11 protein-coding genes are annotated in these 14,028 nt (G+C 73.5%); 3 read left to right on the forward strand and 8 right to left on the reverse strand.

The window, feature by feature from the left end; genetic code table 11:
- Window positions 1-42: 42 nt before the first annotated feature.
- A complete protein-coding gene (locus ACZ4WQ_RS05555) occupies window positions 43-1,410 on the forward strand; it encodes a vWA domain-containing protein (RefSeq protein WP_398369311.1) in 1,368 nt (455 codons plus the stop codon).
- 71 nt (window positions 1,411-1,481) lie between these two features.
- Window positions 1,482-2,663, forward strand: a complete 1,182-nt coding sequence (locus ACZ4WQ_RS05560) for an FHA domain-containing protein (RefSeq protein ID WP_398369309.1) — start codon at window positions 1,482-1,484, stop codon at window positions 2,661-2,663.
- Window positions 2,664-2,892: 229 nt separating this feature from the next.
- Here ACZ4WQ_RS05560 and ACZ4WQ_RS05565 read toward each other — a convergent pair whose 3' ends face one another.
- Window positions 2,893-3,942, reverse strand: a complete 1,050-nt coding sequence (locus tag ACZ4WQ_RS05565) for a methyltransferase domain-containing protein (protein WP_385340817.1) — start codon at window positions 3,940-3,942, stop codon at window positions 2,893-2,895.
- Window positions 3,943-4,170: 228 nt separating this feature from the next.
- Between ACZ4WQ_RS05565 and ACZ4WQ_RS05570 the strand changes: the two genes are divergently transcribed.
- Complete coding sequence (locus tag ACZ4WQ_RS05570) at window positions 4,171-4,575, forward strand: globin (RefSeq protein ID WP_358846477.1); 405 nt, start codon at window positions 4,171-4,173, stop codon at window positions 4,573-4,575.
- A gap of 57 nt (window positions 4,576-4,632) precedes the next feature.
- On the opposite strand, the gene ACZ4WQ_RS05575 is transcribed toward ACZ4WQ_RS05570, so the two are convergent.
- The 7 genes from ACZ4WQ_RS05575 to ACZ4WQ_RS05605 form a co-directional block, all read right to left on the reverse strand.
- Window positions 4,633-5,418, reverse strand: a complete 786-nt coding sequence (locus ACZ4WQ_RS05575; protein WP_358846478.1) for a DUF8185 domain-containing protein — start codon at window positions 5,416-5,418, stop codon at window positions 4,633-4,635.
- Complete coding sequence (locus ACZ4WQ_RS05580) at window positions 5,415-5,903, reverse strand: acyl-CoA thioesterase (protein ID WP_358846479.1); 489 nt, start codon at window positions 5,901-5,903, stop codon at window positions 5,415-5,417. The genes ACZ4WQ_RS05575 and ACZ4WQ_RS05580 overlap by 4 nt, the downstream gene beginning before the upstream one ends.
- Before the next feature lie 2 nt (window positions 5,904-5,905).
- Entirely contained in the window at window positions 5,906-7,570 is a 1,665-nt protein-coding gene (gene ettA / locus ACZ4WQ_RS05585) for an energy-dependent translational throttle protein EttA (RefSeq protein WP_311722387.1), read from the reverse strand.
- Window positions 7,571-7,874: 304 nt separating this feature from the next.
- On the reverse strand, window positions 7,875-9,275 hold the full coding sequence (locus ACZ4WQ_RS05590; protein ID WP_311722386.1) for a Cys-Gln thioester bond-forming surface protein: 1,401 nt from the start codon (window positions 9,273-9,275) through the stop codon (window positions 7,875-7,877).
- A gap of 204 nt (window positions 9,276-9,479) precedes the next feature.
- Complete coding sequence (locus tag ACZ4WQ_RS05595; protein ID WP_398370493.1) at window positions 9,480-9,971, reverse strand: single-stranded DNA-binding protein; 492 nt, start codon at window positions 9,969-9,971, stop codon at window positions 9,480-9,482.
- Between the two features lie 89 nt (window positions 9,972-10,060).
- Window positions 10,061-12,145, reverse strand: coding sequence for a GTPase (locus ACZ4WQ_RS05600; protein WP_398369304.1), 2,085 nt, complete (start codon window positions 12,143-12,145; stop codon window positions 10,061-10,063).
- Entirely contained in the window at window positions 12,142-13,839 is a 1,698-nt protein-coding gene (locus ACZ4WQ_RS05605) for a dynamin family protein (protein ID WP_385340849.1), read from the reverse strand. The genes ACZ4WQ_RS05600 and ACZ4WQ_RS05605 overlap by 4 nt, the downstream gene beginning before the upstream one ends.
- Window positions 13,840-14,028 lie beyond the last annotated feature (189 nt).

The raw sequence follows: 14,028 nt of genomic DNA on the forward strand, positions 1-14,028 counted from the left end.
GACGCACCCCTCGGGAGCGGATCTGACCAAGGAGCCGATCTGATGGCCAATTTCGCCAAGTCCACCGTGCCCCGGTTCTCGGTCGAGGTCTTCCAGAACGAGCACCTCCCCGAGGAGGGCCGCGAGGTGAATGCGATCGTCACGGTCACCTCGACCGGCGGCGGCACCACCGGGGGGATGCCCATCCCGGCGCCCGCCCCGGCCCCGGACCAGGACGGCGGCCCGTCCCCCGGCGCGGCCGTGGTCATCATGGTCGACTGCTCCGGCTCCATGGACTATCCGCCGGCCAAGATGCGCAACGCGCGGGACGCGACCGCCGCCGCGATCGACACGGTCCGCGACGGCGTCGCCTTCGCCGTGGTCGCCGGCACCCACAAGGCGCAGGAGGTGTTCCCGGGCGAGGGCCGGCTGGCGATCGCCGACCCGGCCACCCGGGCCCGGGCCAAGGACACGCTGCGCCGGCTGCGCGCCGACGGCGGCACCGCGATCGGCACCTGGCTGCGCCTCGCCGACCGGCTGCTGGCCTCGGCCGATGTGCCGATCCGGCACGGCATCCTGCTCACCGACGGCCGCAACGAGCACGAGAAGCCGGAGGAGCTGCGGGCCGCGCTGGACGCCTGCGCGGGCCGCTTCACCTGCGACGCGCGCGGGGTGGGCACCGACTGGGAGGTCAAGGAGGTCACCGGCGTCGCCTCCGCGCTGCTCGGCTCGGCCGATATCGTGGCCGACCCCTCCGATCTGGCCGCGCTGACCGCGGACTTCACCCGCATGATGGAGAACGCGTTGGGCAAGGAGGTCGCGGACGTCAGCCTGCGCGTCTGGACCCCGCTGGGCGCCGAGGTGGCGTTCGTCAAGCAGGTGGCGCCCACGGTCGAGGACCTGACCGACCGGCGCGCCGAGGCCGGAGCGCGGGCGGGCGACTATCCGACGGGCTCGTGGGGCGACGAGTCCCGCGACTATCACCTGTGTGTGCGGGTGCCCGCGGCCGACGTCGGGCAGGAGATGCTGGCCGCCCGGGTCTCCCTGGTGCTGCCCCAGCCCGACGGCGGGCTCCCGGCCCCCCTCGCCCAGGGGCTGGTGCGGGCCGTCTGGACGGATGACATGGTCGCCTCCACCGCGATGAATCCGCAGGTCGCGCACTATACGGGCCAGGCCGAACTGGCACAGGCCATCCAGCAGGGGCTGGATGCCCGCAAAGCTGGAGATATGGATGGAGCAACGGCGAAGCTGGGACGTGCCGTCCAGCTGGCCAGCGCCTCGGGGAACGAAGACACGGCGAAACTGCTTGCGAAGGTGGTGGACGTCGTCGACGCGGCGACAGGTACTGTGCGACTGAAAGCGAAGGTCGCGGAGGCGGATGAGATGACTCTCGAAACGCGTTCGACCAAGACGGTTCGCGTCAAAAAGTGACAAGAAGTAACGCGAAAAGCGCGTAAAGCGGCAACAAGCGCCAAGAACGGCACAAGAGGGGGAACACCGACATGCCGACATGCCCTAACGGTCACCAATCAGCGGCCGACGACTGGTGCGAGGTGTGTGGCCACCGGATGTCGGGGACGCCCGTGCCCTCGGGCGCCGTCCCACCGCCACCGCCCCCGCCGATGCCCGGCCCGCCCGGGTTCCCGGACGGCATGGGCTATCCCGGCGGACCGCCGCCGGGTGTTCCTGGGCCCGGTATCCCTGGGCCCGGTATCCCTGGGCCCGGCGGTCCGGGGCCCCAGGGCGCGCCCGGGGGCTACGGCTACCCCGCGCCGCCGGTCCCGCAGCCGCCGGAGGCCACCTTCCAGGCGGAGCTGTGCCCGCAGTGCCGTACGCCCCGTGAGGCGCAGGCGCCCTTCTGCGAGGAGTGCCGCTACAACTTTCTGACCCAGTCGGCCACCTCGTACGCCCCGCCGCCCCCGCCCGGCCCCGGCGGCTTCCAGCCGCCGCAGCCCCCGCCGCCGCACGGGTTCACGGCGCCGCAGGCCCAGCCCCCCGGCCCGGCCTTCGCCGACGACGACTGGACGCTTCCGCCGCCGAACGCCGCCGCGGGCGCACCCGCGCCGCCGAACGCCCCCGCGCCCCCGCTCCAGTACGGGCAGCCGCATCCGCATCAGGTCCCGGCGCCGCCCGGTCCGCCCTACGGCGGCGGCGACTTTTCGAGCCCCCCGGCGCCCGGACCGCACCAGGGGCCGCCCGCCCACTTCACCCAGGGCGGCATGCCGGGCGGCCCCGCGCCCCAGGGCGGTGCCCCCGGCGGCCCCGTGCCCCAGAGCGCCGCGGGATGGATCGCGGTCATCGCCCCCGACCGTGAGTACTTCATGGCGATGATGCACCGCAGCGGCCCGGAGGCGGCCGGACTGAACCTCCCGGCCTACTCCCCCGAGCAGCAGCTTCCGCTCACCGGCCAGCAGGTCACCATCGGCCGCCGCCGCCACAGCACCGGCGAGTCGCCCGACATCGACCTGGCGCGCCCGCCGGAGGACCCCGGGGTCTCCCACCAGCACGCGGTCCTCGTCCAGCAGCCGGACGGCGGCTGGGCGGTCGTCGACCAGGACTCGACGAACGGCACCACGATCAACGGCGCCGAGGACCCGATCCAGCCGTATGTCCCCATCCCCCTCCAGGACGGCGACCGCGTCCACGTCGGCGCCTGGACGACGATCACCGTGCGCCGGGGCTAGGCCCTGTCTCCCCGATCTCTGCGGGCCCGCGACGCCTGGCACGCACGCTCGCTACTTGTCGGGCCCGCCCGAGTAGGCCCACTACGAGGGCGGCCCTCCGCCTTGCGATCGCACGCACCAGACGCCGCGGGCTGATCCACAGAGATCGGGGAGACAGGGCCTAGGACCCGGCTCGGGCGTGCGCCCGGTGGCGGGGCGTCGGCTCAGGCCGCCCGCCACGGGCCGCGCCCTACGGGGCCTGTTCGGCATGGAGCGGCCCCAGCGTCCAGGCGTAGGTGCCCTCCGGGTCGTCCAGCCACGCCCACTGCCGCCGCTCGCGCACCGTCACCCCGTAGCGCTCCCGCCCCGGCCGGCCCTCGTGCTCCCACAGCGCCAGGGCCTCCAGCGGGTCCATCCGCGCTGTGACGACGTTCAGCAGGAAGCGGAAGGAGTCGTCCAGCAGCGGCCGGCTCGGCAGGCCCTTCGTGCTGACCGGGGGCGGAGGCTCGGCGCCGCGCAGCGGAACGAAGTAGGCGGGGGTGGCCAGGAAGCGCCCCTCCCCGTGCCCGGCGTCGGCGACCCGCAGCACGACCAGCCCGGTGGCGAGCGGCGCGAGGATCAGCGCGCCGGCCCGGCACTGGCCCAGCCAGGCGGGCGGCAGGGTGGCCACGGCACAGGTGGCGATGATCCGGTCGAAGGGGGCACAAGAGGGGCAGCCGAGCGCCCCGTCCCCGACGACGACCGCCGGGTGGTATCCCGCCGTGGCCAGGTGTTCGCGGGCGGTGTCGGTAATGACCGGGTCGATATCGACGGTCGTGACCCGGTCGTCGCCGAGCCGGTGCGCGAGGAGCGCCGCGTTGTAGCCGGTGCCCGTGCCGATCTCCAGCACGCTGTCCCCGTCCCGCACCTCCAGGGCCTCCAGCATCCGCGCCATCAGCGACGGCTGGCTGCTGGACGAGACGAGCTCGCCGTCGCGCACCCGCGTGGCCAGGGGCGCATCGGCGTACACCCCGGCCAGCCAGCGCGCCCGCCGCGCCGGGTCGGGGTCGTGCCGCCCCAGCCGCTCGTAGACCGCCGCCCCGCTGGGCGAGCCGTAGCCGCCCGCCTCGTAGTAGTGGGGCACGAACACATGGCGCGGCACCGCCTCGAAGGCCGCCCGCCAGGCCGGGTCGCTCAGCCCGCCGCCCGCGGTGATCTCCCTCACCAGGGCGGCCCGCAGCGTCGCGGCCGTCGCGGCGTACGGATCGGACTTCCGGTCCGCGCCCTGCGCGCCGCGCCTTCCCGTGCGCGCGCTCCCCATGACTCCACTGTCCTGCGCCCACGCCCCAGCCGCGACATAGGGGGTGCCGTGGGTCAGGCTGGATCAGCGAGCGGCGTCCGGGGGTACCTCCCAGCGGTAGCTGGGGGCGCGTCCAGCCGCAAAGCGGAGGCAGCGGATGGGCGTGCCAGGCGTCGGGAGCCCAGCCTGATCCACAAGGCACCCCCTACGCCCGAAGTCGTCGGTCGGGCCGTCTGAGAGCATGGAGGCGTGACAGAGAATTCCGGCGGCACGCTTCAGGAGCAGACGTTCTACGAACAGGTCGGCGGCGAGGAGACCTTCCGGCGCCTGGTGCACCGCTTCTACCAGGGGGTGGCCGAGGACCCGCTGCTGCGGCCCATGTATCCCGAGGAGGACCTGGGCCCGGCCGAGGACCGGCTGAGGCTCTTCCTCATGCAGTACTGGGGCGGCCCCCGCACCTACAGCGACAACCGTGGCCACCCGAGGCTGCGGATGCGGCATGCGCCCTTCACCGTGGACCGCGCGGCCCACGACGCCTGGCTGCGTCATATGCGTGACGCCGTGGACGAGCTGGAGCTGGCGCCGGAGCACGAGCGGCAGCTGTGGGACTACCTCACCTACGCCGCCGCGTCCATGGTCAACACCGCGGGCTGACCCGGCGGATCGGACTGATGGCCCGGTGAGGTGTGGAGCCACCGGGCCATTCCCCGCTCAGGTGGGCGTCACCGACAGGCCCGAGAGCCCGGTCAGTCCCGTCCTGCGCACCGCTATCGAGCCGTACGGCGTGCGCAGCCGCAGCCAGCCGCCCGCGGCGAGCAGCGCGAGCTGCTCGGCCCCGGGGGCGGGTGCCGTCGCGCCGCCGCCCGATGAGCCGGTCGCCACGGCCGCGGCGACCGCCACCGGGGTCCGGGCCGGGCGCAGAAAGCCCAGGGACTGCGCGGCGTGGACGACGCGCAGCGGGAGGCCGGTCTCGCCGAGCGTGCGGGACCAGATCTCGCGGCCGATGCGGTCCCGCTCGGCACGGGTGCGCCGCTCCTCGGGCAGCGCCGCGTCCCGGGCCCGGAACTCGGCGACGGCCGCGGTGACCGCCCCGCGCACCTCGTCCACGGCCGGCAGCCCGGGCATCCGCCGCCAGCCGCCGCGCGGCGGCAGCAGCCCGGCCCACGGCGGGCCGGTGACGGCCTCGGGCACGGCGACGGCCAGCCCCTCGGGTACCGGGCCGCCGCCCGTCAGGCCCCGCGCCCCCGCGTCCAGCGCGTCCGCGAACTGCCCGGCCGAGACCGTCGTGTCCAGCACGGTGTCGACCGTGAGGCGCGCCGTGCGGATGGCGAGCACCTCGAAGGACGGCGGACGGCCGAAGACGGCGAGCACTCCGCCGCCCGCCTGTAGCCGCACCGCCGCGGCGCGGTCGTAGTGGATCAGCCGCGCCAGGAAGGCGGCGAGGTCCGCCGCCTCCCCCGGGTCGGCGAGGCGCAGCTCCTCCCCCTGCCCCGTCATACGGTCACGGCCCCCTCGGGCTGCTCGTCCCGCCCGACGGCCCCGGCAGTACCGGCGGCACCGGCGGCCTTTGCCGCGCCGTCCTCCCGGTACTTCGCGAGGAAGCCCTCCTCCTCGGAGGTGAGGCGGCGCGGACGGCCGCGCTCCAGGTCATAGGGGACGATCACGGTGGAGGCCCGCGCGTACACGGTGTCCTCGTCCTTGACCTCGTACCCGAGCGTGATGAACGCGGCGCCGGTCTCCTCCACCCACAGCTCGATGGTCACCGGCGCGTGCCGGTGGAAGAGCGGCTTGAGGTAGCTGATCTCGTGCCGGGCCACGACCACGCCGCCGGTGAACGCCCGGCTGCCGCCCCCCGGCGCCAGCCGCCACATGAAGTCGACGCGCGCCTCCTCGAGATAGCGGAGGTAGACCACGTTGTTGACATGGCCGAACGCGTCCATGTCGGACCAGCGCAGGGGGCAGGGGTAGATATGACGGGCCACGCTCAGCCCCGGGTCAGCTTCTTGTACGAGGCGCGGTGCGGACGGGCCGCGTCCGGGCCGAGGCGCTCGATCTTGTTCTTCTCGTACGACTCGTAGTTGCCCTCGAACCAGAACCACTTGGACTCGCCCTCGTACGCGAGGATGTGCGTCGCGACGCGGTCGAGGAACCAGCGGTCGTGGGAGACGACCACGGCGCAGCCGGGGAACTCCAGCAGCGCGTTCTCCAGCGAGGAGAGGGTCTCCACATCGAGGTCGTTGGTCGGCTCGTCGAGGAGCAGCAGGTTGCCGCCCTGCTTGAGGGTGAGCGCGAGGTTCAGGCGGTTGCGCTCACCGCCGGAGAGCACCCCGGCCGGCTTCTGCTGGTCCGGGCCCTTGAAGCCGAACGCGGACACATACGCGCGGGAGGGCATCTCGACCTGGCCGACGTTGATGTAGTCCAGCTCGTCCGAGACGACGGCCCACAGCGTCTTCTTGGGGTCGATGTTGGCGCGGCTCTGGTCGACGTAGGAGATCTTGACGGTCTCGCCGACCTTGATGTTGCCCGCGTCCGGGGTCTCAAGTCCCTGGAGCATCTTGAACAGCGTGGTCTTGCCCGCGCCGTTGGGGCCGATGACGCCGACGATGCCGTTGCGCGGCAGCGTGAAGGAGAGGTCGTCGATGAGGACCTTCTCGCCGAACGCCTTGGAGAGGTTCTCCACCTCGACCACGACATTGCCCAGGCGCGGGCCCGGCGGGATCTGGATCTCCTCGAAGTCCAGCTTCCGGGTCTTCTCCGCCTCGGCGGCCATCTCCTCGTAACGGGCCAGTCGCGCCTTGGACTTGGCCTGGCGGCCCTTGGCGTTGGAGCGGACCCACTCCAGCTCTTCCTTGAGCCGCTTGGCGCGCTTGGCGTCCTTCTGGCCCTCGACCTTCAGCCGGGTCTGCTTGGTCTCCAGGTAGGTGGAGTAGTTGCCCTGGTAGCCGATGGCGCGGCCGCGGTCGAGCTCCAGGATCCACTCGGCGACGTTGTCCAGGAAGTACCGGTCGTGGGTGATGGCGACGACGGTGCCGGCGTACTTGGCGAGGTGCTGCTCCAGCCACTGCACGGACTCGGCGTCCAGGTGGTTGGTGGGCTCGTCGAGCAGCAGCAGGTCGGGCGCCTCCAGCAGCAGCTTGCACAGGGCGACGCGGCGCTTCTCACCACCGGAGAGGTTGGTGACCGGCCAGTCGCCGGGCGGGCAGCCGAGGGCGTCCATCGCCTGCTCCAGCTGGGCGTCCAGATCCCAGGCGTTGGCGTGGTCCAGGTCCTCCTGGAGCTTGCCCATCTCCTCCAGCAGCGCGTCCGAGTAGTCGGTCGCCATCTGCTCGGCGATCTCGTTGAAGCGGTTCAGCTTCCCCTTGATCTCCGCCACACCGTCCTGGACGTTCTCCAGCACGGTCTTGGTCTCGTCCAGCGGGGGCTCCTGGAGCAGGATGCCGACGCTGTATCCGGGCGAGAGGAAGGCGTCCCCGTTGGACGGCTGCTCCAGACCGGCCATGATCTTCAGCACCGTCGACTTACCGGCGCCGTTGGGACCCACGACGCCGATCTTGGCGCCGGGCAGAAAGCTCAGCGTGACATCGTCGAGGATCACCTTGTCGCCGTGAGCCTTGCGCGTCTTGCGCATGGTGTAGATGTACTCAGCCAAGAGAAACCGTCCGGCAATCGTAGGTCTAAGTGCGGCCTTGCCACGTGGGTCACCGCGTGGGTCGCCGCGTGGGTCGGTACGCGGCTGCGCCGCGTCGTCAGATACACCCCATCTTGCCGTACGCCAAGCGTGCGACGGAAACCCGTTACCCCCTCTGCCCGGGTCCGGCCTCGTTCCTGCCGCATGGCGGTCACATAACGGCCACATATCAACCGCATGCCGTCCTCTCGTCGGCCGCGCACGCGAAAGGGCCGGAGCCTCTTTCGAGGCCCCGGCCCTTTCAGCGATTACTTCGGGTCAGCGATCACTCACCCGCGGGAGCCGCCTTCTTCTTGCGGACGAAGAAGACCGCGCCGCCACCGATCACGACGAGCGCCACGGCGACGCCGGCGATGATCGGGGTGTTGCTGCTGGAGCCGGTCTCGGCGAGGTCGCCGCCGCTGCTGTCGGCGCTGCCGCCGCCGGCCGAGGCCGGGCTCGGCTGGGAGGACGGGGTCTTGTCACCGCTGCCGCCGCCGGTGCTCGCGGTCTTGCAGTCCAGCACGCCGGAGAAGGTCTTCTCGAAGCCGTTCGGACCAGTGATCGTGAACTTGTAGGCCTGGTCCTCCTTCACCGGGGCGGTGATGGTCTGGGACTTGCCGGCCTCGATGGTGTGCTTCTCGCCGAGGAGCTCGAAGGTGAACGCCTCGTCGCCCTTGTTCGTCGCGGTGATGTCCACGCCGCCCTTGGCGCAGTTCTTCTCGGCGGACAGCGCCGGGATCGGGCCCTTCTTCGCCCAGTCCGCGGTGGCGGTGGCGGAGACGGTGGACTCGCTGGAGCCGGCCAGGATCTGGGTCTGGCTCTTGGTGGCGCTGGCGAACGCGCGGCCGACCGGGACCTTGGTGGCGGCCTGGGCGGTCAGCGAGGCGCTGCCGTCGGCGGCACCGGCCGGCACGTCGAAGTACAGCTCGCTGCCGTCGGCGGCGCTGGTGACCGTCTTGCCGTCCTTGTCGACGACCTTGACGCCGGAGGCGGCGGTGTCACCCGGGGTGACCGTGACACTGTCCGCATTGGTGTGGACCTTGATCGGGCCCAGGCGCTCACCGGACTTGCCGGAGACCGCGGGCGGGTCCAGGGTCAGCGAGGCCTTGGGCTCCTCGAGGCTCTGCGCGTTCTTCTCGAGGTAGTCGGCCAGCTTCTGGGCCGCGGGGTCGACCGCGTCGACGTCGGCGCCGTCCGAGAAGCGCCAGATGGCGACCTGGGTGCCGGCGGCCGCGGTCTTCTCCGTCAGGGGGCCGGAGCCCGCCTTGGCGGCAAGCGCGGAGAGGTCGTTGACCTGCGGGTAGGAGTTCTGGAGAACCCAGTTGATCTTGCCCGCTTCAGTGTTGTGCGCCAGCGACGTGGCGCTCCAGGGCTTCTCCTCGTACTTCGCCTTGCTCTGCGTCGGGTTGTGGAGGTCGATGCAGTACGTCTGGATGGTGCCGCCGTTGTCGACCGCCATCTCGAACAGACCGGCGCCGACCCGCTGGTCCTTGCCGTCCTCGTGGATGACCGCCTTGTCGAAGGTCTTGAGACCGCTCAGCGTGGCGGTGGCACCGCCCTGGCTCGGGGGCGCGTCGTCCGCGACTGCGGTACCGGCCGTGACTATCGCACCCGCCGCGACCAGGCCGGAGGCCAGGAGCGCGGCGGCAAGGCGGGCAGAGCCCCGCCCCTTTACAGAAATCATGGTTTCCCCTCCGGGCGAGCGCCAATCTGTGGGTGCGCCTCGCCAGCGAACTCAAAACTCAGGAGCCCCCGTTGGCATCAGGGATCCTAGGGAGAACCCTCGCCCTGTTCCCCAGGAATACCAAGGGCCAACCAATCCGAATCGAAATCGTTATCTCATCACACCACCCCACCTGACCTGGCTTTATCGACAAATCACCGGGAATCACGGGGGTGTTGCCCCAGTCGGTGCGTTTAAAAGAGGTTTAGCCCGCGAGATTCTGCGAAACGCGGATGTGCCCCGCGCCAGGTCGTGTCCGACCGCCACCGCGTCGACATCCGCGGTGATCCACCGCCTGGACCCGCCGCCGCCGTCGTCCCCCGGTCGATCCGACAGTCGATCCGACAGTCGATCCGACGGCCGGTCCGACCGCTGGTCCGGAGGCCGCTCTCCCGTCCGCTCCCGCACCCGCAACGTGCCGTGCACGACCAGCGGTTCGCCGAGCGAGACCGACGCCGCCACATTGGCCGCGAGCCCCCGCCAGGCCCAGACCGTGTAGAAGCTCGTGTACGCGTCCGTCCACGCTTCCCGCGCCCGCTCCCAGCGCCGCGCCGTCACCGCCAGCCGGAACCGGGCCACCGCGACACCGGCCGCCGTCTCCCAATAGTCCGGCCGCGTCGCGGCATTGCCCACCACCGTCAGCCAGGTCTCGTTCAACCGCGCCGCCTCCCCGTTCACTTCACCGCGTCCGTCCCCTTCCGAGTTCATGCTGCACGCGATCGCCGAAGTCCGCCGGGGCCTGTGGGCTACTCCCCGGTTGTGGACAACTCGGCCCCCCGGCCGGCTGAACCGATCCCGCCCGCGGCGACGCCACCCGCCGCGATCACGTACTGCTTGCGCACCTCCCGGTAGCGCGACAGCTCCGCCGCCACCGGCTCCAGCACCCGCGCCCGCCCGCACTCCGCGGCCGCCTCCCGAAGCCGCCGCTCCGCCGCCAGCCCGTACCGCCGCGCGGGCCCCCGAGCCGCGAGACCGCACGCCCAGGCCAGCGCCTGCCCGCACGCCACGGCCGCCACAACCACCACGGCCGGCAGCGCTGCCACCCACCACGCCGGAGCGCCGAGCGCCCCCGCGGCCACCGCCACCAGGCCCACCAACCCCAGCAGTTGCACCCCCGCCAGCGCGAGCTGCGCCGTCGCCGCCACCGACCACCACACAGGCCGGGACAGCCGCCGCTCCGCCGTCGCGGCCACCGCCCCGTCCACCGCGTCCGGCAGCCCCTTGCCGCCCCAGGCCGCCGCCTCCCGTACGGCCTGCGCCCAGGGCGCGGGCAGCCCCGCGGTCGCCTCGTCCGCCAGGTTCCGTACCGCCTCCTCCACCGCGGGCCGGGCGGTGACCGCGGCCACCGCCGCCGCCTTCGCCCGCGCGCCCGGGATGTCCAGCGCGGTCCCGGCCCGTCCCCCGGACCGTCCTCCGGCCGCGCCCTGGCTCTCCTCCCCCTCCGCGTCCCGCTCCCACGACCACATCGCCCCCGCCCGCCTCAGCTGCCTCAGCCGCCCCCAGGGTGTCCCGCACGCCCACCGCGCGTCCCGCAGCCAGGCGCGCTCCGCCGCCTGCCCGGCCGCCACCGCGCCCGCCGCGTCCGCCAGCCGCTCCTCGAACTCCGTCCGGGCCCGCGCCGAGAAGCCGACCGGCGCCCCGTCCGCCACATACTGCGGACGCAGCCGCTCCATCGCGCCGTCCACGTCCGCCGCCAGCCGCCGCTCCGCCGCCCCGCAGTCGGCGGCGAGCCGGCCCAGCGCCTCCCTCAGCTCCCCGACGCCCGAGCCGGTCAGCGCGGACAGCGCGAGCACGGTCGCCCCCGGCTCCCCGTGCTCGCCGAGCGCGAGCCCGTCCTCGTCCAGCAGCCGCCGCAGATCGTCCAGCACCTGGTCGGCGGCGTCGCCCGGCAGCCGGTCCACCTGGTTGAGCACCACAAAGGTCACCTCGGCGTATCCGGCCAGCGGCCGCAGATAGCGCTCGTGCAGCACCGCGTCCGCGTACTTCTCCGGATCCACCACCCACACCACCGCGTCGACCAGCCCGAGCAGCCGGTCCACCCGCTCGCGGTGTCCCGCCGCCGCCGAGTCGTGGTCGGGCAGATCGAGCAGCACCAGCCCGCGCAGCGTGGGGTCGTACGGATAGGCGGGGCGGCGGCGGTCCCGGTGCGGGATGTCCAGCCGGTCGAGCAGGCCGTCGGCGTGGTCGGTCCAGGCGCACGCGAGGGGCGCGGCCGTCGTGGGGCGGCGGATCCCCGCCTCGGACACATACGCCCCGGCCAGGGCGTTGAAGAGAGTGGACTTGCCGCTTCCGGTGGCCCCGGCGAGGGCCACGACGGTGTGTCCGAGCGGATGCCGCCCGCGCGCGACGGCCTCGTCGAGCACCCGCCCCGCCTCGCCGAGCGTGCGCCCGTCCAGCCGGGTGCGGGACAGCCCGACCAGCTCGCGCAGCGCGTCCAGGCGCGGCCGCAGAGCGCCGGTGACGAAGCCGCGGCCGCCGGGCTCGTACGCCGGCGCGTATGGCTCGCGCGCGCCGCCACCACCACCGAGGCCGCCTGCCCCGCCCTGGCCGTATCCCCCGCCCTGCCGCCCCTCGCCGTGTCCTGGCCCATGCCCTTGGCCATGAGGCCCGTGCCCATGAGGCCCGCCGTACGCCGCGCCGCCACCGCCGTACGCCGCCTCCCGCCCCGGCGCGACCGCCTCCGCTTCAGGCTCCGCCGCGGCCGGCGTTCCGGGCCGCCGGCCCCGCGTCCGCCGGGCGATCAGGCCGTCGTCCCACGTCTGCCTGGCGGCGCTCTCCTGGGAGGGCGCGCCTTCCGGCCCGGACGTCGCAGTGGCCGTCACCACCGTCACCTCTCCTTCTGTAGTACGGACAGCGCGGCGATCAGCCGGACCTGGTGGTCCGGGGTCACGTCGAGGGCGTCGAGCGGGGCAAGCCGCCGGTCCCGCTCCGCCGCCAGCACCCGGCCGACGCACTCGTCGAGCAGCCGGCGGCCCCGGTCGCGCAGGCGCAGCGCCCCGTGCGCGCCCAGCGTCTCGGCCAGCCGCTCGCCCGCCGTACGGGTGCGGCGCCCGCCGATCAGGGACGCCACGAGCAGCGCGGCCGCCTCGTCCGGGGCGCAGCCGGCGCCGCCCTCGGCGGCCCGTGCGGCCACCTCCTCCTCGGCGAGCTCCTCGATGCAGCGCCGCCAGTGCCGTACGGCCACGCCGATCCGCTCCCCGGCACCGCGCGCGTCGCACGGCGCGAGCCCGGCGCGCGCGGCGGGTTCGCGCCGCCCGACGTCCCCGACCCGCTCGTCGGCGGCGGCCGTGGCGCTGCGCAACAGGGTGGCGAGGGAGTCGGCGAGGGCGGTGAGGAGTTCTTCGGGCGTGCTGTCGTACGGGCGGCCGTGCCAGTGGGTGAGCGCGCCCCCCGCGAGCGCCGTCCCGCCGGCCAGCTCGCGCCGCACCCGCTCGGCCGCCTCCCCGTACGCGCCCCCGACGTGCTGCACCAGCCGCACCGCCGCCGCGTGCTGGGCGGCCGCCGCCCCGGCCAGCGCGGGCATCCGGGCGCGGAGCGAGGCGATCACCCCGACGGCGGTCCGCTCGGCCGCGGCCTGGCGGGCGCCGGGGTCCTGGGCGTGCCGGGTGAGCCAGTCGCGCAGCGCCGCGACGGCCGTGCCGGGCAGCAGCCCGCTGCCGCCGCCCGCGGACTCGGGGAGCTCGGGGATGGTGAAGCGGGGCACGTCCCCCAGCCCGGCCGCCGCGAGCAGCGCCGCGTACTGGTGGGAGACCTCCGCGGCGACCTGGTGGGGCACCCGGTCCAGCACGGTGACGAGGGTGACGTCGTACTCCTTGGCGGTGCGCAGCAGATGCCAGGGCACCGCGTCGGCGTAGCGGGTGGCGGTGGTCACCAGCACCCAGATGTCGGCGGCACAGATCAGCTCGGCGGCAAGGTCGCGGTTGCGGGCGACGAGGGAGTCGATGTCCGGCGCGTCCAGCAGCGCGAGCCCGCGCGCGAGCCCGGGGTCGGTCTCGACCCGCAGCGCCCCCGCGGTCCACGCCGCCCTGTCGGCCCCCTCGTACGGCGCCCCTTCGCGCAACGCTCCCTCACACGACGCCGCTTCATATGCCGCGCCTTCGTACGCCCCCTCGTACGCCTCCTCCTCGTACCCGCCGTCGGCCCGCTCGCCCTGCGCCGGCACCCACACCCGGGTCAGCTGCGGCAGCACCCGCTGCCCGTCGAACCACTGGCGGTCCTCCGGATGACAGACGAGCACCGGCGTGCGCGTGGTCGGGCGCAGCACTCCGGCCTCGGTGACGCGGCGGCCGACCAGCGAGTTGACGAGCGTGGACTTCCCGGCGCCGGTGGATCCGCCGATGACCGCCAGCAAGGGCGCTTGGGGGGCACGCAGCCGGGGCACCAGGTAGTCATCCAGTTGGGCGAGCAATTCGGCTCGGCCGCGGCGAGCGCGGTCGGCGCCGGGGAGGGGGAGCGGAAACCGTGCGGCATCGACGCGATCGCGCAGTGCGGTCAGTGCGTCGAGCAGTCGGGGCCGTACGTCCAAGATCGCCACGGGTGAAGAATGCCCGCTTTTGATCTCTTTTTGAAGCGTATGCCCATTCGTGCGCGTCAAACAGACCCACCCGGATTACCTCAGATTGGGCAAGGGGCGGGCGTGGCGACTGGGGCTCGGGCATAACGAGTAGACAACACCCGCCCTCTGAGGCGTGAAAAACGATGCGGGATTCGCACC

The organism is Streptomyces sp. NPDC028305 (assembly GCF_055569495.1).

What these genes read in the sequence shown, in the direction of transcription:
- ACZ4WQ_RS05555 (WP_398369311.1), top strand. Translation starts at nt 43, where the DNA reads ATGGCCAATTTCGCCAAGTCCACCGTGCCCCGGTTCTCGGTCGAGGTC.
- ACZ4WQ_RS05560 (WP_398369309.1), top strand. Translation starts at nt 1,482, where the DNA reads ATGCCGACATGCCCTAACGGTCACCAATCAGCGGCCGACGACTGGTGC.
- ACZ4WQ_RS05565 (WP_385340817.1), bottom strand. Translation starts at nt 3,942, where the DNA reads ATGGGGAGCGCGCGCACGGGAAGGCGCGGCGCGCAGGGCGCGGACCGG.
- ACZ4WQ_RS05575 (WP_358846478.1), bottom strand. Translation starts at nt 5,418, where the DNA reads ATGACGGGGCAGGGGGAGGAGCTGCGCCTCGCCGACCCGGGGGAGGCG.
- ACZ4WQ_RS05590 (WP_311722386.1), bottom strand. Translation starts at nt 9,275, where the DNA reads ATGATTTCTGTAAAGGGGCGGGGCTCTGCCCGCCTTGCCGCCGCGCTC.